Source organism: Rathayibacter sp. AY1A3, assembly GCF_002930975.1.
Taxonomy (GTDB): domain Bacteria; phylum Actinomycetota; class Actinomycetes; order Actinomycetales; family Microbacteriaceae; genus Rathayibacter.
Genome location: NZ_PSTO01000017.1, coordinates 26,152 through 50,380 on the forward strand (window position 1 = coordinate 26,152; position 24,229 = coordinate 50,380).

Below are 24,229 nucleotides of genomic sequence, written 5' to 3' on the forward strand. Positions count from 1 at the left end.
CGGGCGCCCTTGCGGGCGGACCCGCTGCCTGAGCCGCTCCGCCGCTCCCCCGCGTCGGGGCCGCTCACGCACGAGACGGCCCCTCCCGGAAGGGGAGGAGCCGCCTCGGGGTGGGGCTACTGGGAGACGTCGGCTCCGAAGTAGCGCTCGGAGATGGAGGCGAGGGTGCCGTCCTCGCGCAGCTCGTCGAGGGCGGAGTCGACGGCCTCGACGAGGTCGTCCGAGCCCTTCGGGAAGGTGAAGGCGCTCTCGGAGGTGTCGTCGGTGGTGACGGCGACCTTGAGGCCCGCGGCCTGGTCGGGGTAGGTCGTGGACCAGTCGAGCCAGGTGAGGCGGTCGTTCACGGTCGCGTCCACGCGGCCCTGCTCGACGAGGGCGATGGCCTGCGCCCAGCCCTCGACGCCCTCGACCTCGGCGCCGTTCTCCTGCGCGACGGTGTACCAGTTGCTCGAGAGCGACTGCGCGGTGGTCTTGCCGGAGAGGCCGGCGAGGTCGGTGATCGAGGTGTCGCTCGAGGGGACGATCACGACGCCGGGGCTGACCGAGTACGGCTCCGAGAAGTCGTACTTCGCCTCGCGCTCGTCGTTGATCGAGACCTGGTTCGCGATCACGTCGAAGCGCGCTCCGTCCAGGCCCGCGAACATCGCGTCCCACTGCGTCTCCTGGAAGTCGGGCTCGACGCCCAGCTTCTCGGCCACGGCGGTGATCACGTCGACGTCGTAGCCGGTGAGGGCTCCCGTCCCGCCGTCGGCGTGGAAGGAGAAGGGCGGGTAGGTGCCCTCGGTGCCGATGGTGAGCTTCCCCGAGTCCTCGACCTCGGCCAGGGTCAGGCCGGAGCTCGCGGAGGCGGTGCCCTCGCGGCTCGAGCCGGAGACCACGTCGTCGGTCGAGGCGGGCGCGCAGCCGGCGAGGACCAGGGCGGCGGCGGCGGCGGTCGTGCCGAGCAGGACGCGCAGGGAGGTGCGGGCGGAGAGGGTCACGGTGTTGTCCTTCGGTGCATCACGGAGTCGTGGCGGTCCCGCTGCGCCGGATGCGGCGCGGGGATCGACGAGGGGACGGGTCGTCCCGGGGCGGACCGCTGCTCGGCGGAACCGCCCGGAGTGACGATAACCAGTGGAGGGGGCGGCCCTATTCCCGGATGTCGCCGTGTGACGCCGGGAGTCCGGCCAGGAAGTGCTCGGCACCGGCGACCTCGTCGCTCGTGAGGCCCGTCGCCGACTCCGGACGCACCAGGTGGAAGGGGGTGCTCTGCTCGCGGGCCCAGTCGTACGCGTCCTCGTGGAGGTTGTCGTCGATCCACACCACGGCGTCGATCGCGCCGCGCTCGGCGGCCGCCTCCAGCCACACCGCGACGGGCTGGAGCTTGCCCGTCCGGCCGGGGAACCGCGGGTCGCGCGGGAGGCCGCCGTCGAAGACGATCGCCTCCGTGCCCGCCGGCAGCCCGAGGTCCTGGGCGAGGACCCGCGTCAATCTCGGCGGCCAGGTCGTGGCCCACACGATCGTGCCGACCGCGGCCAGGCGGGCGACGAGCGCCGCCCGCTCGGGCTCGAGCTCCAGGCGGTGCGAGCCCGAGGCGCGATCGCTGCGGACGGAGGGGTTCAGGACGCCGTCGACGTCGAGCAGGATCAGGGCGGCCATGCCTGTCACCGTAGCGGCGGCGGGGCGGATCGCGCGAGGAGCGCTAGCGTGACGGGATGCCTCCGTCCCTCCTGCTGCCGGGAGGCCGCACAGCTGTGCTGGGGCCGGATCCCGTGCGGCCGGAGGCGCTGCTGCTCACGGTCGACGGCGCGGAGCAGTCGCTGATCGATCCGGGCGATCCCCGTGCTCTGCACCTCGAGTACCTCGCGCGCCTCGGCGCGGTGGTCGACGCCGCCGCCCCGCCCGGCGAGCCGCTGCGCGTGCTGCACCTCGGAGCCGGAGCCCTGGCCCTGGCCCGGTACATCGCCGCGACCCGGCCGGGCTCCGAGCAGCTCGCGGTGGAGAGCGCGGCGGGACTCGTGGAGTTCGTGCTCGAGCACGCGCCGCTCCCCCGCGGCGCGCGCGTCCGGCGTCTCACGGCCGACGCCGCTGGTCCCCTGCCGCCCTGGAGTGCCGACCTCGTCGTGCTCGACGTCTACGACGGGGACGAGATCCCCGAGGCGTTCTACCGCACGTCCGTCCTCGCCCCGCTCGCCGCCCGGGTCGGCGCCGACGGGCTCCTCGCGGTCAACGTCGCCGACGACGCCGACCACCGGAGGCTGGACCGCCTGCGCGGGGTCGTCCGCGGGCTGCTCCCGGTCACCGCAGCGGTCGGATCGACCGCCTTCGTCGAGGGGCGCACCGGCGGGAACGCGATCCTGCTCGCCTCAGGCTCGGCGCTCGCCGACCACGTCGCCGGCCGCCTGCTGCACGCCGGCCCGCACCCGGTCTCCGCCGCGGCGGATGGCGACGTCGTGGTCGCCGAGGTGGCGGTAGAAGTCGACCCGTGAGTCGAGAGTGACCCCGGTCTCGAGGTACTTGGCGCGGATCCGCTTGATGTAGGTGCGGACGGTGTGCTCGGCGACGCTGAGGTCGACCGCGACGGTGCGGACCGCGGCACCCGCTCCGTAGGCGCGCATCACACGGCTCTCCTGGGGGCTCAGCACCGGGCGGCGCTCCTCGCGCCCGTGCACGAGCCGGTGGCGGGCGGTGTCCGAGATCCAGGTCCGGCCGGAGGCGACCGAGACGACCGCCGCGGCGAGCTCGCTGGGGTCGTCGCCCTTCCAGACGTAGGCCGCTCTCTCCCGTCGCAGCACGGCCCGCACCGGCTCCAGCGAGTCGGAGGAGGAGAGCACGACGAGGCCGACGGTCCGGGCCGCCGCACGCTCGAGGGTGTCGGCCACCTCCTCGCCGGGCACACCGTCCAGGTCGAGGACCGCGATGCGGTCGACGCCCTCCTCGTCGTGCGAGAACTGCGGCAGCAGCTGCGCGAGCAGCGCCTGCAGCGCGGCGCGCTCGATCGCTGGTCCGTCGACGACGGCCAGCGTGAACCGATCGAATCCGGTCACGGGGGTCCCCTAGCAGGGGCAGGTTCGGGTCCGCCCCGGCTGCACCGTAGCGGTCCGCGACGTCGTCGTGCACGTGATGGGACATTCCGTCTCAGTGGGAGGACGCCCCCAGAGCGCTCCGGATCGGCTCACGGAGCGCGTGGAGGACCACCCGCGGCACCGTGTCCGGCTAGTGTCCCTCTCCATGGACGACAGCGCAGAGGGCTCCCGGCGGGCCCGGAGGATCCCCGCGGAGCAGGTCCGCAGCCGCATGATCGCCACGGCGCGCGACGTCGTCTCCGACCACGGCCTCACGGTGAGCTTCGCGCACCTGCCCATGGAGGAGTACATCCGCCTGGCCGGCGTGCCGCGCAGCTCCGTCTACCGGATCTGGAGCACGCGCGAGGAGTTCGTGGCCGACCTGGTCGGCGAGGTCTTCGTGCGGGACCGGTACGCGGAGGGCGCCGATCCCGAGGCCCAGCAGGAGATGCGCGAGGTCTACGAGCGCTCCACCGATCTGCTCTCCACGGCCGCCGGCCGCCGCCGGGTCGCCTGGGAGACCATCCGCATCGGGGCGCGGGCCAATGCCGAGTCGCTCCGCCGCTCCGCCGACTGGTCGTCGTACAACGCACTGCTCGCCTGCACCTTCTCGATGGAGGAGGGGCCTGCACGCGACGCCGTGCGCGCCACGGCGAAGCGGATCGAGGGCATGCTCACGCGCCGGATGCGCGACTTCTACGAGGAGACGCTGCAGGTCTTCGGCGGGACGATGCGCCCGGGATTCACGACGCTCCAGCTCGCCCACCTCACCGCGATCGTGATCGACGGGCTCGCGCACCGCGGCCGGCTCCTCGACGACGACCTCGACGCTCCGGTGACCGCCCCCGGCCTCGACGGCGAGCCGGTCGAGTGGACTCTGGCGGCCTGGACGATCCGCTCGATCGTCGACGGGATGCTGGAGCCGGTCGCGGAGGACTGAGCGGACCCCGCGACCCGGATCACTCGTCCGGTTCGGTGAACCCGTCGATCAGCAGCAGCACCGACACCACCGCCAGTGACGGCCCCTCGGGATCGGCCGGGTCGAGCGGGCCGGTCACCAGCTCCGGTGCCGCGATCCGCGCGATGCACAGCCCCTCGATCAGTGCCGAGACGGCGGAGGCGAGAGCGGCGGAGCCGCGGTCCGGGCGCAGCCGGAGCCCAGCCTCGGCGAGGGTGTGCTCGTAGTACTTCGCCATGTTGTCGATGAAGTGCAGCTGGCGGGCGCGCAGAGCGGATCCGATGGCGGTCCGCGCCGGCTCCTCGTGCGAGCCCACCGCGCCGGCGAGAGCGATGAAGTTGCGCCAGTGCTGCGACGAGAAGACGTTGTCGACGTTCGCGTCGACGGCGACCCGGACGGAGGCGATCAGGGCCTCCCGGCGCTGCGCCGGGGTCGGCTCGGGGTCGAGGCTGCGGTGGAGGTGGGAGTTCCCGGCCCGCAGGGACGGCTGGTCGAGGCGGGTGGCGAGGACCCGCTCCGGGATCGCGGCGATCAGCTCATCGTAGAACGACTGGCGAGTGGGCCAGATCCGGTACACGGTGCTGCGCGGAACACCCGCCGAGCGGATGACGTCCTCGAGGGGCAGGTGGGCGACTCCGACGCGCAGGCCCTCGGCGCGGACGACCGCGAGAGCGGCGTCCAGCAGGCGGGTGCGGACCTGCTCGCGGGTCAGGCGGGGAGGACGCGCCGACTCCTCCGCATCGAGGGGGTCGTCGCTCATCAGGCCTCCGGCGCCGGGATGCACGGAGGGAGTCTCCGACATCTGCTGTCCAGCCGAGCGTACCCGGAGGGAGGGCGGAACGTGAGAGGAGATCGGGGACGGGCGCGGCCCGCGCATGCGGCTCGGGTGCCGCGCGGGCCGCGCTGCCTGTCCCCCAGGCGGCCTCCCCATGGGCCGGTTCGACCGTATGCTTCCCGACAGACGTCCGTCAAATGACGCGACATGATGTCTCCTCGGCGGCGTCCGCCGACCGATCACGAGAACCGCCTCCGGGACTCCTCCGCCGCCGGGAGCGGCCTCGCCGCGGTCTGCGCTCGAGAGGCGTGCGGAGCGGACAGCTCGCCCGCGACGACGTCCGACACGACGCCGGTGGCGTGCTCGACGAGGTCGACGTTCCGGGTCAGCCGCGCGTGGTGGCACGGGCTCGCGTCGACGTCGACCACGAGCTTCGCGAAGCGCAGAGCGTCGCCGAGCCGCGCGAACGGCGAGAGCTCGGCGACGAGGGACGGCACGTCCGCTGCGGCGAGGTAGGTGTAGCGGCAGGTCGAGACCACGTAGTCGTCGACTCCGGCCGTCGCCGATCCGGTCGCGACCATGATGTCGCCGAGGTCGACCGGGGCGCTGGCGAGGCCGAGCGCCACCGCGGCGGTCACCTGGATGTCACCCACCAGCGCCGTCACGTGCACACCGGCGGGCCAGGGCGGCAGGGAGCCGAGCTCGGTGGATCCCGTCCGCAGGCCCTTGCCCGCCGCCGAGGCGAGAGCGTCGATCATCGGCACTCCCGTGCACTCCCCCGCGTGCTCGGCGTCCTCCGAGACGGCGTCCCCGCAGGAGGCGAGCATCGCCGAGACGCTCAGCCGGCTCTGCGGGTCCAGTCCTGCGATCACCGCGGGGCTGACCTGACCGGAGTCGTCGACCATCCGTCCGAGGCGCTCCGCGACGTCGGATCCCGTGTTCGGGGTGCCGAAGGTGAGGACGGACGAGACCATCGAGGCGACGGCGGTCCCGTCGACCGAGCCGCTCAGCGCCTGGCGGGCGGCGAGCCCTCCCATCGAGTGCGCGACGACGACGGCGCGGTGCCCGGTCGCGGAGACGAGGCAGGCGATCGAGGAGGCGAGCGCGTCGCTGATCCCCGGGTCGGTGACCCAGCGCGCGGCGAGCCGGCGGTAGTCGAAGGTGTAGACCGCGGCGCCGTCGATCTGCTGCAGCCGGCCGAGGAGGGACGGCTCGGGAGCGTCGAGCGGAGCGGTCGCCGACTCCGACGACACCATGTCGACGAGATGGGAGAAGGCCCCTGTGCGGTCGGCGTCGTGCGTCGCCGTGCCCAGCCAGCCGTGCAGCATCACGATGGGGACCAGGGCGGCGGCGGAGCGCGGCCGGACGTCGTCGCCCGTGAGCACGGGAGCCAGCTCGGCGACGCCGCAGGACGAGGGTGCGACCGCCTCGCCCGCCTCCGCCCGCCCCGCGGGCACCACGACGACGCCGACCACCACGAGCAGTGCGGCCAGCACGACGATCACGAGTCTCATCCGCGCGTTTCCTCACGTGCCGCGACCAGGACGGGGAACGGGTACAGGCTCGACCCGACGAGCACGCATCGAGTCAATCACCCCGCTCCTGCGGGGAAGGCCGCTCGTCGCGAACGGGCGGCCCCCCGTGCGGGTGACCGCGGGCCGGGCACGACGAAGGCCCCGCCGGTGTCCCGACGGGGCCTTCGATCGTTCAGCTCACCTGGATCAGCTGTAGTTGCCCGGCTCGTAGCCGTCGCTCGAGAACGAGTCGAAGTCGACGAACGAGAGGTCGGCGTCGCTGAACGCGGCGTCGTCCGCGAAGATGCGGTTGGGGTACCGCTCGGCCTTCGCCTCCTCGGTCGCCTCGACCGACACGTTCCGGTACTTGGGCAGACCGGTTCCCGCCGGGATCAGCTTTCCGATGATCACGTTCTCCTTCAGGCCCATCAGCGGGTCGCGCTTGCCCTCCATGGCCGCCTGCGTCAGGACGCGGGTGGTCTCCTGGAAGGACGCGGCCGACAGCCACGACTCGGTCGCGAGCGAGGCCTTGGTGATGCCCATGACCTCCTGGCGGGCGGACGCGGTCCGCTTGCCCTCGGTCAGAGCCGCACGGTTGACCTCGCTGTAGCGCGAGCGGTCGACGAGCTCGCCCGGCAGCAGCTCCGTATCGCCGTGGTCGACCACGGTGACCTTGCGGAGCATCTGACGCACGATGACCTCGATGTGCTTGTCGTGGATCGGCACACCCTGCGAGCGGTAGACGCCCTGGACGCCGCCCACCAGGTGCTTCTGGACCTCGCGGACGCCCAGCACGCGCAGGACCTCCTTGGGGTCGACCGTTCCGACGTGCAACTGCTGCCCGAGCTCGACGTGCTGGCCGTCCTCGATGAGGAGCTGCGAGCGCTTGAGCACCGGGTAGATGACCGCCTCGTCGCCGTTGTCCGGCTGGAGGATGACGCGGCGGGCACGGTCGGTGTCCTCGATGGTGATCCGGCCGGCGGCCTCCGCGATCGGCGACGCGCCCTTGGGGGTGCGGGCCTCGAAGAGCTCCTGCACGCGGGGAAGACCCTGCGTGATGTCGTCGGCCGAGGCCGATCCACCGGTGTGGAAGGTGCGCATCGTGAGCTGCGTGCCGGGCTCGCCGATCGACTGGGCCGCGATGATGCCGACGGCCTCTCCGATGTCGACGAGCTTGCCGGTGGCGAGCGAGCGGCCGTAGCAGGCCGCGCAGACGCCGACGGCGGACTCGCAGGTCAGGACGGAGCGCACCTTGATGTGGCGCACGCCCGCTCCGACCAGCTTCTCGATGAGCACGTCGCCCACGTCCTCGCCGGCCTCGGCGACGAGCTCGCCGGCCTCGTTCGACGCCGGGGTGGCGAGCGAACGGGCGTAGACGGAGTTCTCGACGTTGGAGTCCTTGATCCAGGCGCCGGTGGCGTCCTGGAGCATGATCGGCAGGTCGAGGCCCTTCGAGGTGCCGCAGTCCTCCTCGCGGATGATGACGTCCTGCGACACGTCGACGAGTCGACGCGTCAGGTAGCCCGAGTCCGCGGTGCGAAGCGCGGTGTCGGCCAGGCCCTTGCGGGCACCGTGCGTGGCGATGAAGTACTCGGCGACCGACAGGCCCTCGCGGTACGAGGAGATGATCGGTCGGGCGATGATCTCGCCCTTCGGGTTGTTCACCAGGCCTCGCATGCCGGCGATGTTGCGCACCTGCAGCCAGTTGCCGCGGGCACCGGAGGTGACCATGCGGTTGATGGTGTTGTCCGTCGGGAAGTTCGCGCGCATGGCCTTGGCGACCTCGTCGGTCGCCTCGGTCCAGATCTTCACGAGCTCCTGGCGGCGCTCGGCCTGAGTGGTCAGACCCTTGTCGTACTCGGACTCGACCTTCGCGGCCTTCTTCTCGTAGCCCGCGATGATCTCGGGCTTCGACGGAGGCGTGAGGATGTCGGACAGCGCCACGGTGACACCCGAGCGGGTGGCCCAGTAGAAGCCGGCGTCCTTGATCCGGTCGAGGGAGGCGGCGACCTCCACCTTCGGGTAGCGCTCCGCGAGGTCGTTGACGATCCCGGAGATGGTCGTCTTGTCGGCGACCTGCTCGAAGTAGGGGTAGTCGACCGGCAGCGCCTCGTTGAAGAGGGCGCGGCCGAGCGTGGTCTCGAGGAGGACCGGCGCGGTGACCTTGCCGTTCTCGTCGATCTCGACGCCCTCGGGTGCCTGACCCTGCGCGAAGTACACGTCCGACATGCGGATCCTGACCTTCGAGTTCAGGTGCAGCGAGCCCTGGTCCTTCGCGAGGATCGCCTCCGAGACGGAGGAGAACGCGCGGCCCTCGCCGGCGGCGCCCTCGCGGATCGTCGTCAGGTGGTGGAGGCCGATGATCATGTCCTGCGTGGGCAGGGTGACCGGACGGCCGTCCGAGGGCTTGAGGATGTTGTTCGACGCGAGCATCAGGATGCGCGCCTCGGCCTGGGCCTCGACGGACAGCGGCAGGTGGACGGCCATCTGGTCGCCGTCGAAGTCCGCGTTGAACGCGGCGCAGACGAGCGGGTGCAGCTGGATCGCCTTGCCCTCGACCAGCTGGGGCTCGAAGGCCTGGATGCCGAGACGGTGCAGCGTGGGCGCGCGGTTCAGCAGGACGGGGCGCTCGCGGATGATCTCCTCGAGCACGTCCCACACCTGCGGGCGCGAGCGCTCCACCATGCGCTTGGCGGCCTTGATGTTCTGCGCGTGCGACAGGTCGATCAGGCGCTTGATCACGAACGGCTTGAACAGCTCCAGCGCCATCTGCTTGGGCAGACCGCACTGGTGCAGCTTGAGCTGCGGGCCGACGATGATGACCGAGCGGCCCGAGTAGTCGACGCGCTTGCCCAGCAGGTTCTGGCGGAAGCGACCCTGCTTTCCCTTGAGCATGTCGCTCAGGGACTTCAGGGCGCGGTTGCCGGTTCCGGTGACGGGGCGGCCGCGGCGGCCGTTGTCGAAGAGGGCGTCGACCGCCTCCTGGAGCATGCGCTTCTCGTTGTTCACGATGATCTCGGGGGCACCGAGGTCGAGCAGGCGGCGGAGTCGGTTGTTGCGGTTGATCACGCGACGGTAGAGGTCGTTCAGGTCGCTGGTCGCGAACCGGCCTCCGTCGAGCTGCACCATCGGGCGCAGCTCCGGCGGGATGACCGGGACGACGTCGAGGACCATCGCGGCCGGCGAGTTGCCGGTGGCGAGGAACGAGTTGACGACGCGCAGGCGCTTGATGGCACGGATCTTCTTCTGACCCTTGCCCTCGGCGATCTGCAGGTGCAGCGTCTCGGCCTCGGCCTGGAGGTCGAACTGCTCGAGGCGCTTCTTGATCGCCTCGGCGCCCATGTAGGCCTCGAAGTAGACGCCGTACCGGTCGACGAGCTCGTTGAAAACCGCGTCCTCGGGCTTGAGGTCGCCGACCTTGAGGGTGCGGAACTGCTCCCACACGCTCTCGAGCCGCGCGATGTCCTCGTCGAAGGACTTGCGGATCTGGCCCATCTCCTTCTCGGCGCCGTCCTTGGTGCGGCGCTTCTGGTCGCTCTTGGCGCCCTCCGCCTCCAGGGCGGCGAGGTCGGTCTCCAGGCGCGCCAGGCGGTCCGCGATGCGGGAGTCGCGCTGGTCCGAGAGGGTCTTGATCTCGAGCCGGAGCTCGTTCTCGAGCCCGGGCATGTCGGCGTGACGGCCGTCGTCGTCCACGTCGATGATCATGTACGCCGCGAAGTAGATGACCTTCTCGAGGTCCTTCGGCGCCATGTCCAGCAGGTATCCGAGGCGCGAGGGGACGCCCTTGAAGTACCAGATGTGGGTGACGGGGGCGGCGAGCTCGATGTGGCCCATCCGCTCGCGGCGGACCGAGGACTTGGTGACCTCGACGCCGCAGCGCTCGCAGACGATGCCCTTGAAGCGGACTCGCTTGTACTTGCCGCAGGAGCACTCCCAGTCGCGAGAGGGTCCGAAGATCTGCTCGCCGAACAGGCCGTCCTTCTCGGGCTTCAGGGTGCGGTAGTTGATGGTCTCGGGCTTCTTCACTTCACCGTGCGACCAGCGACGGATGTCATCGGCCGTTGCGAGGCCGATGCGCAGCTCATCGAAAGTGGTTACGTCGAGCAATGTTTTCTCCTTGTCGGAAAACAGGGTGTCTCGTCAGAGACGGGAGGTCGTCAGATGCTGGCGCGGATCAGATGTCGTCGACGGAGGACGACTCGAACCGGGAGGAGATGTTGATGCCGAGCTCTTCCGCGGCGCGGTAGACCTCGTCATCGGTGTCGCGCAGGCTGACCGCGGTGCCGTCGGCCGAGAGGACCTCGACGTTCAGGCACAGGGACTGCATCTCCTTGATGAGGACCTTGAAGGACTCCGGGATGCCGGGCTCCTGGATGTTCTCGCCCTTGACGATGGCCTCGTACACCTTCACTCGGCCGAGGATGTCGTCCGACTTGATGGTGAGGAGCTCCTGGAGGGCGTAGGCGGCGCCGTAGGCCTCGAGGGCCCACACCTCCATCTCGCCGAAGCGCTGTCCGCCGAACTGCGCCTTACCACCGAGCGGCTGCTGGGTGATCATCGAGTACGGGCCCGTCGAGCGCGCGTGGATCTTGTCGTCGACGAGGTGGTGCAGCTTCAGGATGTACATGTAGCCGACCGAGACCGGGTCCGGGAAGGGCTCCCCGGAGCGGCCGTCGAACAGCTGCGTCTTGCCGGACGAGCCGATCAGGCGCTCTCCGTCGCGGGTCGGGGTGGTGGAGTCGAGGAGCCCTGCGAGCTCCTCCTCCGCCGCGCCGTCGAAGACGGGGGTCGCGACCTTGGTGCCGGGCGCCGCCTCGCGGGCGTGCTCAGGCAGGCGCGCGGCCCACTCCGGCTGGCCCTCGACCTTCCAGCCCTGCTTCGCGATCCACCCGAGGTGGATCTCGAGGACCTGGCCGAAGTTCATGCGGCCGGGGACGCCGAGCGGGTTGAGGACGATGTCGACCGGGGTGCCGTCGGCGAGGAACGGCATGTCCTCGACCGGCAGGATCTTCGAGATGACGCCCTTGTTGCCGTGGCGGCCGGCGAGCTTGTCGCCCTCGGTGATCTTGCGCTTCTGGGCGATGTAGACGACCACGCGCTGGTTGACGCCCGAGCCGAGCTCGTCGTCGCCGTCCTGCGCGTCGAACACCTTGACACCGATGATCGTGCCCTGCTCGCCGTGGGGCACCTTCAGCGACGTGTCGCGGACCTCGCGGCTCTTCTCGTTGAAGATCGCGCGGAGCAGGCGCTCCTCGGCCGAGAGCTCGGTCTCGCCCTTGGGCGTGACCTTGCCGACGAGGATGTCGCCGGGGCGGACCTCGGCGCCGATGCGGATGATGCCGCGCTCGTCCAGGTCGGCCAGGAGCTCCGGGCTGACGTTGGGGAGGTCGCGGGTGATCTCCTCCTTGCCGAGCTTGGTGTCGCGGGCGTCGACCTCGTACTCCTCGATGTGGATCGAGGAGAGGACGTCGTCCTTCACCAGGTTCTGGCTGAGGATGATCGCGTCCTCGAAGTTGTGGCCCTCCCACGGCATGAACGCGACGAGCAGGTTCTTGCCCAGCGCGAGCTCGCCGTTCTCGGTGGCGGGGCCGTCGGCGACGACCTCGCCGACCTCGATGCGCTCGCCGGCCGAGACGACCACGCGGTTGTTGTACGAGGTGCCCTGGTTGGAGCGGTCGAACTTGCGGAGGAAGTAGGTCTGCGTGCCGCCCTCGTCCAGCTGGACGGTGACGGAGTCGGCGGAGACCTCCTGGACGACACCGGCCTTGTCGGCGGTGATGACGTCGCCGGCGTCGATGGCCGCGAAGCCCTCCATGCCGGTTCCGACGACGGGCGACTCGCTGCGCAGCAGCGGGACGGCCTGACGCTGCATGTTCGCGCCCATGAGCGCGCGGTTCGCGTCGTCGTGCTCGAGGAACGGGATCAGCGAGGTCGCGACCGAGACCATCTGGCGCGGCGAGACGTCCATGTAGTGGACGCGCTCGGCGTCGACGAGCTCGACCTCTCCGCCCTTGGGGCGGACCAGGACCTTGCCCTCCGCGAAGCGGAAGTCCTTCGTGAGGGGGGCGTTCGCCTGGGCGACCAGGTACTCGTCCTCCTCGGACGCGGTGAGGTAGTCGATCTGCGAGGTGACGGTGCCGTCGACGACCTTGCGGTACGGGGTCTCGATGAAGCCGAACGAGTTGATGCGCGCGAAGGACGCGAGCGATCCGATCAGGCCGATGTTCGGGCCTTCCGGGGTCTCGATCGGGCACATGCGGCCGTAGTGCGAGGGGTGGACGTCGCGGACCTCGACGCCGGCGCGCTCACGGGAGAGTCCGCCGGGGCCGAGCGCCGACAGGCGGCGCTTGTGGGTCAGACCCGCGAGCGGGTTGTTCTGGTCCATGAACTGCGACAGCTGGCTGGTCCCGAAGAACTCCTTGATCGCGGCGACGACGGGGCGCACGTTGATCAGGGTCTGCGGGGTGATCGCCTCGATGTCCTGCGTGGTCATGCGCTCGCGGACGACGCGCTCCATGCGGGACAGTCCGGTGCGGACCTGGTTCTGGATCAGCTCGCCGACCGCGCGGATGCGGCGGTTGCCGAAGTGGTCGATGTCGTCGACGTCGAGACGCAGCTCGACCGGCTCTCCGTCGCGCACGCCGGGGAGGGCGGTGCGGCCGTCGTGCAGGGCGACCAGGTACTTGATGGTCGCGATGATGTCCTCGACCGTGAGCACCGAGTCGGACAGCGCCTTGTCGATGCCGAGCTTGCGGTTGATCTTGTAGCGGCCGACCTTCGCGAGGTCGTAGCGCTTGGAGTTGAAGTAGAAGTTGTCCAGCAGCGCGCGGGCGGCCTCGGCGGCGACCTGCTCGCCCGGACGGAGCTTGCGGTAGATGTCGCGGAGGGCGTCCTCCTTGGTGAGGATGTTGTCCTTCTCGAGGGTCAGCTCGATCGACTCGTAGCCGGCGAACTGCTCGAGGATCTCCTCGCTCGTCAGGCCGAGGGCCTTGAGGAACACGGTGACCGACTGCTTGCGCTTGCGGTCGATGCGCACGCCGACCTGGTCGCGCTTGTCGATCTCGAACTCGAGCCAGGCGCCGCGGCTCGGGATGACGCGGGCGGAGTAGATGTCCTTGTCGGACGTCTTCTCCTGCTGGCGCTCGAAGTAGACGCCGGGGCTGCGCACGAGCTGGGACACGACGACACGCTCGGTGCCGTTGATGATGAACGTGCCCTTCTCGGTCATCAGCGGGAAGTCGCCCATGAAGACCGTCTGGGTCTTGATCTCACCCGTGAGGTGGTTCATGAACTCGGCCTCGACGTACAGCGGAGCGGCGTAGGTCTTGCCGCGCTCCTTGCACTCCTCGATCGTGTACTTCTCGGGCTCGAGGTACGGGTTCGTGAAGCTCAGCTGCATCGTCTCGCTGAGGTCCTCGATCGGGGAGATCTCCTCGAAGATCTCGTCGAGGCCGGAGTTGGCGGGGAGGTCCTCCCGGCCGGCGGCCTTCGCCTCGGCGACGCGGGTCTTCCACGCCTCCGAGCCGACGAGCCAGTCGAAGCTCTCGGTCTGCAACGCGAGCAGATCCGGAACGGTCAGGGTGTCGCTGATCTTGGCGAACGAGAGACGCGAAGCTCCGCGTCCGTTCTTGGGTGAGGTGGTGGTCGCGGTGGACGCAGCAGCCAAGGAAGGAACCTCCGTAGACCCTCGCGGGTCTCAATCTGTGGGATGTGTGGAGTGGGCTCCCGCCGGACGGGCCGCCACCCCTGCCCGCACGCCGTGCGGACCGAGGCGACTCGGTCTTGGGGGCGGGGCTAGAGTGTGGCAACGGCATCCACCATCTGATGCCGGGTTCCGGTGACCTGCCGACCGCGATATGAGGGCATGGGTACTCGGGAGCGCAAAGTACGAATATAGCCGCATCGCGCCACGCCGCGCAAGTGCGGATGCTTGCGCCGCCCCGCGGGGTCCGGTATACGAGGCCACGGCCTCCCGGATCGATCCGACCGGGCCGGGCGCGGAGCCCCGCCGTCCCGCCGCCGCGGCAGACTGGTCGGATGCAGGAACGCACCGGCCGCCGACGCGGAGACGACTCCGAGCACCCCCGCGCCGTGCTCGCCAGCGGGTACACCGCGCGGATCGAGCCCGACCGCCACTCGCCCGAGGCGGCGACCCTGGTCGTCGACGGCACTCCGCAGTCGCACGTCGACCTCGCGGATCCGACGCACCTCTCGTTCGAGTACGTCCGCCGGATCGGCCACGCGATCGACCTCGTCGCCCCCGAGGGCGAGAGCGTCACGGCGCTCCACCTGGGCGCCGGAGCGCTGACCCTCCCCCGCTACGTCGCCGCGACCCGGCCGGGCTCGCGCCAGCAGGTCGTCGAGATCGAGGGCGCTCTGGTCGAGCTGGTGCGCGAGGCGCTCCCGCTCCCCCGCGGGGCGCAGATCCGCATCCGCCAGGGCGACGCCCGCGAGGTGCTCGGCAAGCTGCCGCCCGGGCTGCGCGGCACGGTCGACGTGGTCGTCGTCGACATCTTCTCGGGCGCGCGCACTCCCGCGCACGTGACCAGCGCCGACTTCTACGGGGCGATCGCGCCGCTGCTCGCCCCCGGCGGCCTGGTCGCGGTGAACGTGGCCGACGGCGGCGCGCTCGCCTTCGCCCGCGCCCAGGCCGCGACGCTCGCCTCCGTCTTCGCGCACACCGCGATCATGACCGACACCCAGATGCTCAAGGCCAAGCGCTTCGGGAACGTGGTGATGCTCGCCTCGGCCGATCCGCTGCCGCTCGACGGCCTGCCGCGGCGCCTCGCCTCCGACCCCGCGCCCTCCAAGCTGGTGCAGGGGCGGGAGCTCGAGAACTTCATCGCCGGCGCCCTCGTCGTCACGGACGAGACCGCCACCCCGTCGCCGCTGCCGGCGCGGAGCATCTTCCAGGTGCGACGGGGCTGACCCGGGCCGCGCGTCGGGGCGCCGTCCGGGGACCCGCCGGTACACTCGACGCCGGGGTCAGCGACCCCGACCGTCCTCTCGTCCGCCGCGCGCGACGATCCGGATCCGCACTCCACGAGGAAGCATCGCCCTGAGCATCATCATCCGCCACGACCCCGCGACCCTCCACGAGGAGATCGACGTCGACGCCGCCCAGGAGCGCCTGGAGGAGATCGGCGCGCTGCGCAGCCTCGCCGCGCTCACCGAGAAGGCGGAGCTGCTGCGCCTGCTCGGGCGCGTCGACGAGGCGTGGGACCTCGCGAACGAGGCCGTCCGCCGCACCCGCTTCTCCGGCGACCGCGCCGAGCTGCTCACCGCCCGCGTCCGCCGCGCCCGCCTCATGCAGCTGCGGGGCCGCACCGACGAGGCCCTCTCGGAGCTCGCGCTCTGCGTCGAGGAGGCCCGCACGCACGAGTGGCACCTCGAGCACTCCTTCGCGCTCAAGCACCGCGGCCTCACCTTCTTCGAGCTGGGCGAGTACGGCCGGGCGATGCGCGACTTCGACGCCGCGACCGCCCTCGGCGAGCGCGTCGGGGTCCCCGAGGAGGAGCTCGAGGTCGCGCGCCTGGGCTACGCCGCCGCCTCCGAGTTCCAGGACGGGACCGACCGCGAGGCCCGCACCGACGGCACCGCCCGCGGCCGCCGCCGCGCCGACGGCGACGAGTCCTAGGCAGCGCCACCGGTGGCCGACCTCGAGGACGTGGCCCGCTGGGCCGACGCGCTGATCGAGGAGCACCTCGACCCCTCCTGGTCCTTCGCGCTCGACCACGCGCGCACCCGCGGCGGCGCCTGCCACTGGACGCGCCGCCGGATCACGGTCTCGCGCCACCTCGCAGCCCGCTGGAGCGACGAGGAGGTCCGGCAGACACTCCTGCACGAGGTCGCTCACGCGCTCGCGGGGCCCGACGCCGGGCACGGACCGCAGTGGCGGCGGATCGCGGCGCGGCTCGGCTACACGGGATCGCGCACCCACAGCAACGCGACCGCGGACGAGCTCGCGCCGTGGGTCGGCACCTGCCCGGGCGGACACCTCTTCTACCGCCATCGCCGGCCCACCCGGCCCCTGGCCTGCGGCCGCTGCGCGCGCCGGTTCGAGGCCGCGAACGCGATCCAGTGGCGGCGCCGACCGGTCCCGGCGCCGTGACCCCGGACGAGGCCCCGCACGGCGGGCGCACGCCGGTCACCGGGCAGTGGCTCCCCGAGGCCGACGGCCGGCGCTGGTGGTTCGACTCCGGGAGCCTCGCACTCGACTTCGCCACGACGGGAGGACTGCCTCCGGGAGCGGCCGAGCACCTCGACTCCGACGCCGCCCTGGCCGCCTGGCTCGCCGAGCGCTTCGAGGCGGTCGGCCCCGAGAGCCGGGACGCGCGCCTGGACGACGCGCTGATGCTCCGGGGCGCGATCGCCCGGCTGGCCGTCGCGGCCGAGGCCGGCACCGCGCCCGACCCGCGCGACGTCGACGTGGTCAACCTGGTCGCGGCGATGCCCGACATCCCGCCGGTGCTGAGCGGCGGATCGCGGCAGGCCGGACGGCTCCACGCGGCGGGCAGGCAGGCGCTCGCGTCCATCGCCCGGGAGGCCGTGGGGCTGCTGGGTCCGGCCGCGACCGGACGGCTGCGGCGCTGCCCGGATCCGGAGTGCCGGATGCTCTACCTCGACACGTCCCGAGCCGGGTCGCGCCGCTGGTGCTCGATGCAGCGCTGCGGGAACCGGTCGAAGGTCCGGGCCTACCGGGCGCGCGCCGCAACCCCGCGCGGCTGACGCACCGCCGCGGCACCGGGAGCGGCGCCGCGGCGGGACGGATCAGTCGGAGACGCGGACCGAGCGGTCGAAGGCGACGTAGCCCGAGAAGTCCTTGCCGACGCGGTCGAACGCCGTCGGGTAGGGGTGCGGGTACGACCAGGCCTTGTCCTTCTGCAGGCCGTCGCCGGTCTGCACCGAGAAGTACTGGCACTCGCCCTTCCACGGGCAGGTGTAGGGCGTGGGGCTCTCGACGAGCACGCCCTCGGCGATGCTCGACGGCGGGAAGTACCAGTTGCCCTCGATCGAGATCAGGTCGGAGTCGGGGGCGTCGGCGAGGACGACGTCGTTGAGGACGGCTTTCATGCGGGCCAGCTTTCGGTCGGGGCGGGGGGGGCGGAGGGACCGCCTCCGCCGAACGCTACGCCGGGGGCGTGCGACTGGTCGAGGCGGCGGCTCGGATCCGCAGGGGCTTGTGCGCTCCGCGGACGCCCTGCACCGCTCGGAGGCCGCGCCCGCCGGAGCGGCGGGTCAGCGGAGGACCGACACCTCGTCGACGGCGTCGACCCGGGCGGCGGCGCGGACCTCGTCCGCCCGCCCCTCGGCGGCGAGCAGGCGGCCGGACTCGGACGCGGTGAGCAGATGCGCGCACGCCCGGCGCAGGCCCTCGTAGGACGCGCAGGCCACCGCGGCCTCGGGCGAGACGTGGTCGATGCCCAGCCCGATGAGCGCGTCGACGACGGCGCCGGCCGCCAGCTGGTCCTCCATCGCGAACCGCGCCGCTCCGCTGTCGTCGACGTCGCCGAGTGCGATCACGTTGACGCTGGTGCGCCCGCCGTTCTCGCGCTGGCGCTCCAGGATCCAGCGGGCGACGGCCGAGCGGTCGGCCAGGCCCGCGCGGACGACGCGGCCCTCCACTCCCCCGAGGTCGGGGCTCTCGCCTCCGGGCAGAGCGTCGACGAGCACCGTGACGTGGGCGGGGGCGAGCACGCGGAGGGCGCGGGCCCCCCACTCGAAGCGGATCTGGTAGGTCGACTGGTCGACGGAGGCGGCGGGAGCGGTCACCCTGACACGGTAGCGAGCACCGGAGGCGCATACACGTCCGGGGCTCCGCGCGCACCCGGTTCCCGCGCGGGGGCGGGCGGAGGAGGATGTCCCTCGTGAAGGTGATGCTCAAGCACGTGCTCGACACCGACGCCGACTCCGCCTGGCGCGCCCTGCAGAGTCCGGCCGTGTTCCGGGAGGTGATGTCCCCGCTCCTGACCGCCGCGTCGCTGGACGAGGGCGGCTTCCGCCCGACCTGGGGGCTCGGCTCCCACGAGGTCGCGATGGACGCCCTCGGGATCGTGCCGATGGGCGCGCAGGAGATCGACCTCTCCTACCGCCGCGTCCCCTCGATGCCCGACGTGCGGATCCTGCGCGACAGCGGCGGGCCCCTCACCGGCTCCCTCCGCCTGATCACCGCGTGGGACCACCGCATGGCCGTCGCCCCGCTCCCCGACGGGCGCACGCTCTTCCGCGACCGCCTCGAGTTCTCGGCGGGCCTCGCCTCGGCCGCGCTCTGGCCGTCGATGTGGGCGTTCTGGCAGTGGCGCGGCATCCGCATCCGCTCCCTCGCCCCGACCTGGCGCCACGATGTCGGTGCCGACACCCGCCCGCGCGGGGAGTCCGCCGCATGAGCCCCGACGGTGTCGCCGAGGAGGAGACCGAGCTGTCGCGCTCGGAGCTCCTGCGCCTCCAGTGGCCCTCCGCCGACGAGGAGGAGCAGGACGACGACGGCGTCTCGCCCCGCCGCCGCCTCACGAACGCGGTCGAGGTGTCGGACTGGCGCCGCCACGTCCAGGCCCTCTACGCGGAGGTGCGCCGGCTCTCGAACGTGGACCTGCTCGCCGCGCACGCGTCCTGGATCCGCGGGCGCAACGCGCTCTTCGCGCAGCACCCCTCCACCCCCCTCCTCCCGGCCGACCGTGCGCACTTCCGCTCGCTGCCGATCGCGCCCTACGACGCGGCCTGGCGCTTCGAGCTCGAGGTGGCCCCCGCCGAGGAGGCGCGGCGGATGGACGTGGAGACCGGCACCGACGGCACCGTCCCCTTCGAGCTGATCGGCACGGTCGAGGTGCCGGACGCCGGCAGCCTCGACGTCTGGCGCCTCGCGTCCTACGGCGGAGGCCTGTTCCTGCCGGTCAAGGACGCCCTCGCGGGGACACCCGGCGGCACCTACGGCGGCGGCCGCTACCTCCTGGACACCGTGAAGGGCGCCGACCTCGGCCCGGGCTCCGCCCCGGGGACACTGGTGCTCGACTTCAACTTCGCCTACAACCCCTCCTGCGCCTACGACCCGGCCTGGGCCTGCCCGCTCGCCCAGGCGGGCAACCGGCTGCCGGTAGAGGTGCCGGTCGGCGAGCGCTACCGGGGCTGATACCGACCCTGGACGTTCTCGGAGGGGCGGCCGATAGCCTCCGGGCGGCGCCGTCGTGCGCCGGAAAGCAGGAAAGCCGCATGCCCCGTCCCGTCCTCCTCGTCACCGGAACCTCCACCGGCATCGGCCGCGCCACCGCGATCGAGGCCGCGCGCGCGGGCTGGCGGGTGGTCGCCACCGTGCGGGATCCGGAGCGGGCGGAGGGCCTGCGCACCGCCGCCGCCGAAGCCCGCGTCGAGCTCGACCTGCGGGCGCTCGACGTGACCGACGCGGACTCCGTCGCCGGCTGCCTCCGCGCCGTGGAGGAGGAGCTCGGCGGTCTCGACGCCCTCGTGAACAACGCCGGAGCCGGCCACCTCGGCACCCTCGAGCTGGAGGATCCGGAGGAGCTGCGCCGCGTGATGGAGGTCAACTTCTTCGGCACCGTCGCGGTCACCCGCGCCGCGATGCCGATGCTGCGCTCGTCCCGCGGCCGCATCGTCACCGTCTCGAGCGTCGGCGGCGCGATCGGGCAGCCGTTCAACGAGGACTACTGCGCGGCGAAGTTCGCGGTCGAGGGGTTCTTCGAGGCGCTCGCCCCGGTCGCCGCCTCCGTCGGCGTCCACGTGTCGCTGATCGAGCCGGGAGCGGTCCGCAGCAGCTTCGTCGAGAACGTCGGCATCGACGCGGCGGCGATGCTCGCGCAGGCCGGCCCCTACGCGCCGGCGCTCGGCGCCTACCTCGACCGCGCCGCGTCGTCCTTCTCCTCGACCCACGCGCAGGACCCGTCCGACGTCGCCGCCGTCATCCTGAAGACCCTGCGCGACCCGGAGCCGGCCTTCCGCGTGCAGACCTCGGACTGGGCGGGCGACTTCGTCGGCACCAAGCTGAGCGACCGCGACGGCTCCCGCGTGCAGGCCGCGATGCGCGGATGGATCGGCATCCACTAGAGTGGGGTGGTGCGAGCGCAGCGACTGCGCTCCCCCGCGTCGTAGAACGCCCCTTGTCCCCTAGGACTCTGACCGTCGAGGATCCGTCCCGACCATCTGGCGCACGTGCATGAGGCCCCCGGCCGCGCGCACCGAATCGTACGGCGAACGGATGTGACCACCGTCACCTTCGCCCGAACGCCGATCACCCGCGCCCCCGGCCACCGCCTGCGCGTCCTCGATCGGCATGATGCCCCCGAAAGGCACCACTCCATGTCGAACACCCCCCTCTCCTTCAGCGCCCTCGGCGTGCCGGCCCCCCTCGTGGCCGCGCTCACCGCGAGCGGCATCACCGAGCCCTTCCCGATCCAGGTCGACACGCTGCCCGACACCCTCGGCGGACGCGACGTCCTCGGCCGCGGCAAGACCGGCTCCGGCAAGACCCTCGCCTTCTCCATCCCGATGATCGCCCGCCTCGGCGGCTCGCTCGCCGGCGGACGCCGCCGCCCCGGCCGCCCGCTCGGACTCGTCCTCGCGCCGACCCGCGAGCTCGCCACGCAGATCACCGCCGCGATGCAGCCCCTCGCCGACGCCTACGGCATCGTCACCACCACGATCTTCGGAGGCGTCTCGCAGCAGCGCCAGGTCGCCGCGCTCAAGCAGGGCGTCGACATCGTCGTGGCCTGCCCGGGCCGCCTCGAGGACCTGATGAAGCAGGGCTTCGTGAACCTCGACGCCGTCGAGATCACCGTCCTCGATGAGGCCGACCACATGGCCGACCTCGGCTTCCTGCCGGTCGTCACGCGCATCCTCGACAAGACCCCCCGCGGCGGGCAGCGCCTGCTGTTCTCCGCGACGCTCGACAACGGCGTGGACAAGCTGGTCAAGAAGTACCTCCAGAACGAGGTGCTCCACTCGGTCGACGAGGCCAACTCTCCCGTCGCGCTGATGACCCACCACGTGTTCGAGGTCGACGGCCTCGACGCCAAGAACGCGCTCGTGAAGACCCTCGCGTCCGGCACCGGCCGCCGCATCCTCTTCATGCGCACCAAGCACCACGCGAAGAAGCTCGCCAAGCAGCTCACCGGCCAGGGCATCCCCGCGGTCGACCTGCACGGCAACCTCTCGCAGGTCGCCCGCGACCGCAACCTCGCCGCGTTCGGCGCCGGCACCGTCAAGGTCCTCGTCGCCACCGACGTCGCCGCCCGCGGTGTGCACGTCGACGACGTCGAGCTCGTCATCCACGTCGACCCGCCGATGGAGCACAAGGCGTACCTGCACCGCTCGGGCCGCACCGCCCGCGCCGGCAGCGAGGGAGACGTCGTCACCGTCGTCCTGCCCACGCAGCGCAGCGACGTGAAGACCCTCCTCCGCAAGGCCGCGATCCAGGTCGCGCCCCAGCAGGTGACGGCCGACTCGGCCGCCGTCGCGAAGCTCGTCGGCGACGTCGCTCCGTACGTCACACCCAGCGCCGTCGTCGAGCCCGTCCGCGGCCAGTCGCAGGGCGGACGCTCGCAGGGCGCCAACGCGCAGCGCAAGCGCGCGGCCCGCACCGAGGGCACCGCCGCACCCCGCGGCGGACGCTCGACGGGTGCCGCGACCGGCGGAGGCGACCGCCCCCGCCGCGACCGCACCGCCGCCGAGGGACCCGCCCGCGGCGGCGCCCGCGGAGGCCGCAGCCGCTCGGCCGCCGGCGCCCCCTCGACCTCGGGCGGATCGCGCTCGTTCTACAGCACCGCGACCGGCGGAGCAGCCTCGGCCGCTCCCGCCCGCGAGTCCGCCGGCGGCGGCGCCCGCCGCGGCGGCCGGCGCGCGCAGGGCTGAACCGTTTTGTGCGCCGCGTAGCGGCGCACCGCGGTCGACTTCAAGGACGGTCGCGGCGCGCAGAGCGTGTCGCGACCGGCTAGGTCCGATCCGCTCACACGCGGATCGACCGTTCGCCTCGCGGGCAGCCGCGGAGCGGCGCACCGCGGTCGGCTTCAAGCACGGTTGCGGTACGCAGAGCGTGTCGCGACCGGCTAGGTCCGATCCGCTCACACGCGGATCGACCGTTCGCCTCACGGGCAGCCGCGGAGCGGCGCACCGCGGTCGGCTTCAAGCACGGTTGCGATGCGCAGAGCGTGTCGCGACCGGCTAGGCCGGTCCGCTCGCACGCGGATCGACCGTTCGCCTCGCGGGGAGCGGCTGGTCCGGGGGCTGGGTGATCGGTGATCGCACGTCAACGCTCGTCCTGATCAGGACGCCGACATCACGAAGGGCCGGGGCCCGCGACTACTGGTCGCGGGCCCCGGCCCTTCGTCGTTCACGCCTCACCTCTTCGAGCGGAGTCCCGCGCGGGGAGTTCCGGAAGTCCTCACCGCGTCCTGATCAGGCGATTCCCTGCGGCGCCGTCGTCGGGCAGGGGCGCCGCCTCTCCTCGCCCGGTCACAGAGGTCCCGTGGACGCCGGATCCACGAGCCGAACGGCCGGGTCGCGTGCCGGCGGATCGGTCCAGGCGGACGCCCGACGCTCCAGCCTGCCCGCCATCCTTGCAAGCCGACCGCGGCGCGCCGCTATCGGTGCGCAGAAGGGAGCACCGCGGCCGATCCGCGCCCCTAGGACAGGCGGCCCACGGAAGCGAGCGCGGCGCGGATCAGCGCGCCCCGCCCGCCCTCCATCTCGGCGGAGATCGCGTCGGAGCAGGCCTCGTCGGGGGTCATCCAGGTGAGCTCGAGGGCGTCCTGGCGGGGGTCGCAGGTGCCGGTGACGGGGACGACGTAGGCGAGGGAGACCGCGTGCTGGCGGTCGTCGGTGAACGGTCCCATGCCGGGCATCGGGAAGTACTCGGCGACGTGGAAGGGGAGCGGGCTCGCCGGGAGGAGGGGGAAGGCCATGGGACCGAGATCCTTCTCGAGGTGGCGGAACAGCGCGTCGCGCAGCGTCTCGCCGTACATCACGCGGCCCGAGACGATCGTGCGGGTGATCTGGCCGGAGGGGGTCGCGCGCAGGAGCACGCCGACCTCGGTGACCTGCCCGAGCCCGTCGACCCGGACGGGCACGGCCTCCACGTACAGCAGCGGGAGCCGCCGGCGGATCTCGGCGAGTTCGTCGTCGGACAGCCACCCGGAGTTCGGGTCAGGGGTGCGCACGCTCATGCAGCCATTCTCACCCTTCGCGGCTGGTGTTCCGACCGGCGGCGGCGATCCCGTACTCAGGGGGATGATGGTGCGATGGGAATCGACGCGAACGCGGTGCTGTGGTCCTCCTCCGAGCGCGACCGCGTCGGCAGGCCCCTCCTGGTGCTGCTGCACGGCTACGGCTCGCACGAGGGGGACCTGTTCTCGCTCGGCGCCTACCTGCCGCTGGAGCCGGTCCTCGCGTCCCTCCGGGCGCCTCTCGCCCTGGGCGGCGGGGCGAACGCGTGGTGGCCCCTCCGTGTCCCGCTGGTGCCGGACGAGCCGCGGGCCGATCCCGAGGCCGTCGAGGCGGCGGCGGCCGGTGTGATCGAGTGGCTCGACGGTCTGGAGCACCCGGGCCCGGTGGGGCTGCTGGGCTTCTCCCAGGGCGCCGCGCTGGCGGTGCAGCTGCTGCGGCGCGCGCCTGGCCGCTTCGCCTTCGCGGTCGCCCTGTCCGGGTTCGTGGTCCCGCTCGCCGAGGGCGACGACGCGGACGAGCGGCTCGCCCGCGAGCGTCCGCCGGTGTTCTGGGGCCGCGGGACGCTCGACACGGTGATCCCGGAGGAGCTCGTGCGGGACGCGGCGGCCTGGTTCCCGGAGCACACGGCGCTCGACGCCCGGGTCTACGAGGGCGTCGCCCACGGAGTCGGGCAGGCCGAGCTCGCCGACATCGGCACGTTCGTGCGTCTCGGCTTCGCCTGACGGGCGGACTCCCCCGCGTCAAGGGCTCGCCCCCGGGCCGCGGCCCC

The 24,229-nt window shown here is 72.2% G+C and carries 20 protein-coding genes; 10 read left to right on the forward strand and 10 right to left on the reverse strand.

The annotated features are described in order from the left end of the window. Positions 1-116 precede the first annotated feature (116 nt). From C5C10_RS09760 to C5C10_RS09770, 3 genes are all read right to left on the reverse strand, one after another. Positions 117-980: an amino acid ABC transporter substrate-binding protein gene (locus C5C10_RS09760; protein ID WP_104329129.1), complete on the reverse strand. Its 864-nt coding sequence runs from the start codon at positions 978-980 to the stop codon at positions 117-119. 148 nt (positions 981-1,128) lie between these two features. Further along, positions 1,129-1,638 carry an HAD domain-containing protein gene (locus tag C5C10_RS09765; RefSeq protein ID WP_104224575.1) on the reverse strand — a complete coding sequence of 170 codons (510 nt, stop codon included), beginning with the start codon at positions 1,636-1,638 and terminating at the stop codon, positions 1,129-1,131. Between the two features lie 707 nt (positions 1,639-2,345). After that, positions 2,346-3,026 (reverse strand): LuxR C-terminal-related transcriptional regulator, encoded by a 681-nt coding sequence (locus C5C10_RS09770; protein ID WP_104329130.1) that lies wholly within the window; start codon positions 3,024-3,026, stop codon positions 2,346-2,348. 184 nt (positions 3,027-3,210) lie between these two features. On the opposite strand from C5C10_RS09770, the gene C5C10_RS09775 reads away from it, so the two are divergent. Continuing rightward, positions 3,211-3,984, forward strand: coding sequence for a TetR/AcrR family transcriptional regulator (locus tag C5C10_RS09775; protein WP_146082148.1), 774 nt, complete (start codon positions 3,211-3,213; stop codon positions 3,982-3,984). 19 nt (positions 3,985-4,003) lie between these two features. Here C5C10_RS09775 and C5C10_RS09780 read toward each other — a convergent pair whose 3' ends face one another. The 4 genes from C5C10_RS09780 to rpoB all read right to left on the reverse strand — a co-directional run bounded on the left by C5C10_RS09780 (position 4,004) and on the right by rpoB (position 13,957). Next, a complete protein-coding gene (locus C5C10_RS09780) occupies positions 4,004-4,762 on the reverse strand; it encodes a TetR/AcrR family transcriptional regulator (RefSeq protein WP_146082149.1) in 759 nt (252 codons plus the stop codon). A gap of 254 nt (positions 4,763-5,016) precedes the next feature. Beyond that, positions 5,017-6,291 carry a triacylglycerol lipase gene (locus C5C10_RS09785; protein ID WP_104329132.1) on the reverse strand — a complete coding sequence of 425 codons (1,275 nt, stop codon included), beginning with the start codon at positions 6,289-6,291 and terminating at the stop codon, positions 5,017-5,019. Between the two features lie 207 nt (positions 6,292-6,498). Beyond that, positions 6,499-10,398: a DNA-directed RNA polymerase subunit beta' gene (locus C5C10_RS09790; protein WP_104224580.1), complete on the reverse strand. Its 3,900-nt coding sequence runs from the start codon at positions 10,396-10,398 to the stop codon at positions 6,499-6,501. Positions 10,399-10,465: 67 nt separating this feature from the next. Continuing rightward, complete coding sequence (rpoB, locus tag C5C10_RS09795) at positions 10,466-13,957, reverse strand: DNA-directed RNA polymerase subunit beta (protein ID WP_104224581.1); 3,492 nt, start codon at positions 13,955-13,957, stop codon at positions 10,466-10,468. 371 nt (positions 13,958-14,328) lie between these two features. Between rpoB and C5C10_RS09800 the strand changes: the two genes are divergently transcribed. The 4 genes from C5C10_RS09800 (at position 14,329) to C5C10_RS09815 (ending at position 17,019) form a co-directional block, all read left to right on the forward strand. Continuing rightward, positions 14,329-15,219, forward strand: coding sequence for a spermidine synthase (locus C5C10_RS09800; protein ID WP_104329133.1), 891 nt, complete (start codon positions 14,329-14,331; stop codon positions 15,217-15,219). Between the two features lie 379 nt (positions 15,220-15,598). Then, positions 15,599-15,928, forward strand: a complete 330-nt coding sequence (locus C5C10_RS17830; protein ID WP_181027192.1) for a hypothetical protein — start codon at positions 15,599-15,601, stop codon at positions 15,926-15,928. 12 nt (positions 15,929-15,940) lie between these two features. Continuing rightward, positions 15,941-16,402, forward strand: a complete 462-nt coding sequence (locus tag C5C10_RS09810; protein WP_104329134.1) for a SprT-like domain-containing protein — start codon at positions 15,941-15,943, stop codon at positions 16,400-16,402. Then, a complete protein-coding gene (locus C5C10_RS09815; RefSeq protein WP_258060522.1) occupies positions 16,372-17,019 on the forward strand; it encodes a CGNR zinc finger domain-containing protein in 648 nt (215 codons plus the stop codon). Before C5C10_RS09810 ends, C5C10_RS09815 begins: the two co-directional genes overlap by 31 nt. A 42-nt stretch (positions 17,020-17,061) precedes the next feature. Here C5C10_RS09815 and C5C10_RS09820 read toward each other — a convergent pair whose 3' ends face one another. Next, entirely contained in the window at positions 17,062-17,364 is a 303-nt protein-coding gene (locus C5C10_RS09820) for a DUF427 domain-containing protein (RefSeq protein ID WP_104224584.1), read from the reverse strand. Positions 17,365-17,529: 165 nt separating this feature from the next. After that, entirely contained in the window at positions 17,530-18,063 is a 534-nt protein-coding gene (locus tag C5C10_RS09825) for a 2-phosphosulfolactate phosphatase (protein ID WP_104329135.1), read from the reverse strand. Between the two features lie 86 nt (positions 18,064-18,149). On the opposite strand from C5C10_RS09825, the gene C5C10_RS09830 reads away from it, so the two are divergent. From C5C10_RS09830 to C5C10_RS09850, 4 genes are all read left to right on the forward strand, one after another. After that, a complete protein-coding gene (locus C5C10_RS09830) occupies positions 18,150-18,677 on the forward strand; it encodes a hypothetical protein (protein ID WP_258060523.1) in 528 nt (175 codons plus the stop codon). After that, positions 18,674-19,417, forward strand: coding sequence for a DUF1684 domain-containing protein (locus tag C5C10_RS09835; protein ID WP_104233931.1), 744 nt, complete (start codon positions 18,674-18,676; stop codon positions 19,415-19,417). Before C5C10_RS09830 ends, C5C10_RS09835 begins: the two co-directional genes overlap by 4 nt. 80 nt (positions 19,418-19,497) lie before the next feature. Next, positions 19,498-20,346 carry an SDR family oxidoreductase gene (locus tag C5C10_RS09840; protein WP_104329136.1) on the forward strand — a complete coding sequence of 283 codons (849 nt, stop codon included), beginning with the start codon at positions 19,498-19,500 and terminating at the stop codon, positions 20,344-20,346. 252 nt (positions 20,347-20,598) lie between these two features. Further along, complete coding sequence (locus tag C5C10_RS09850; protein WP_104225114.1) at positions 20,599-22,149, forward strand: DEAD/DEAH box helicase; 1,551 nt, start codon at positions 20,599-20,601, stop codon at positions 22,147-22,149. 770 nt (positions 22,150-22,919) lie between these two features. Here the strand turns inward: C5C10_RS09850 and C5C10_RS09855 are convergent. Beyond that, positions 22,920-23,459 (reverse strand): NUDIX hydrolase family protein, encoded by a 540-nt coding sequence (locus C5C10_RS09855; protein WP_104225113.1) that lies wholly within the window; start codon positions 23,457-23,459, stop codon positions 22,920-22,922. Between the two features lie 75 nt (positions 23,460-23,534). On the opposite strand from C5C10_RS09855, the gene C5C10_RS09860 reads away from it, so the two are divergent. Beyond that, on the forward strand, positions 23,535-24,182 hold the full coding sequence (locus C5C10_RS09860; protein WP_104260904.1) for an alpha/beta hydrolase: 648 nt from the start codon (positions 23,535-23,537) through the stop codon (positions 24,180-24,182). Positions 24,183-24,229 lie beyond the last annotated feature (47 nt).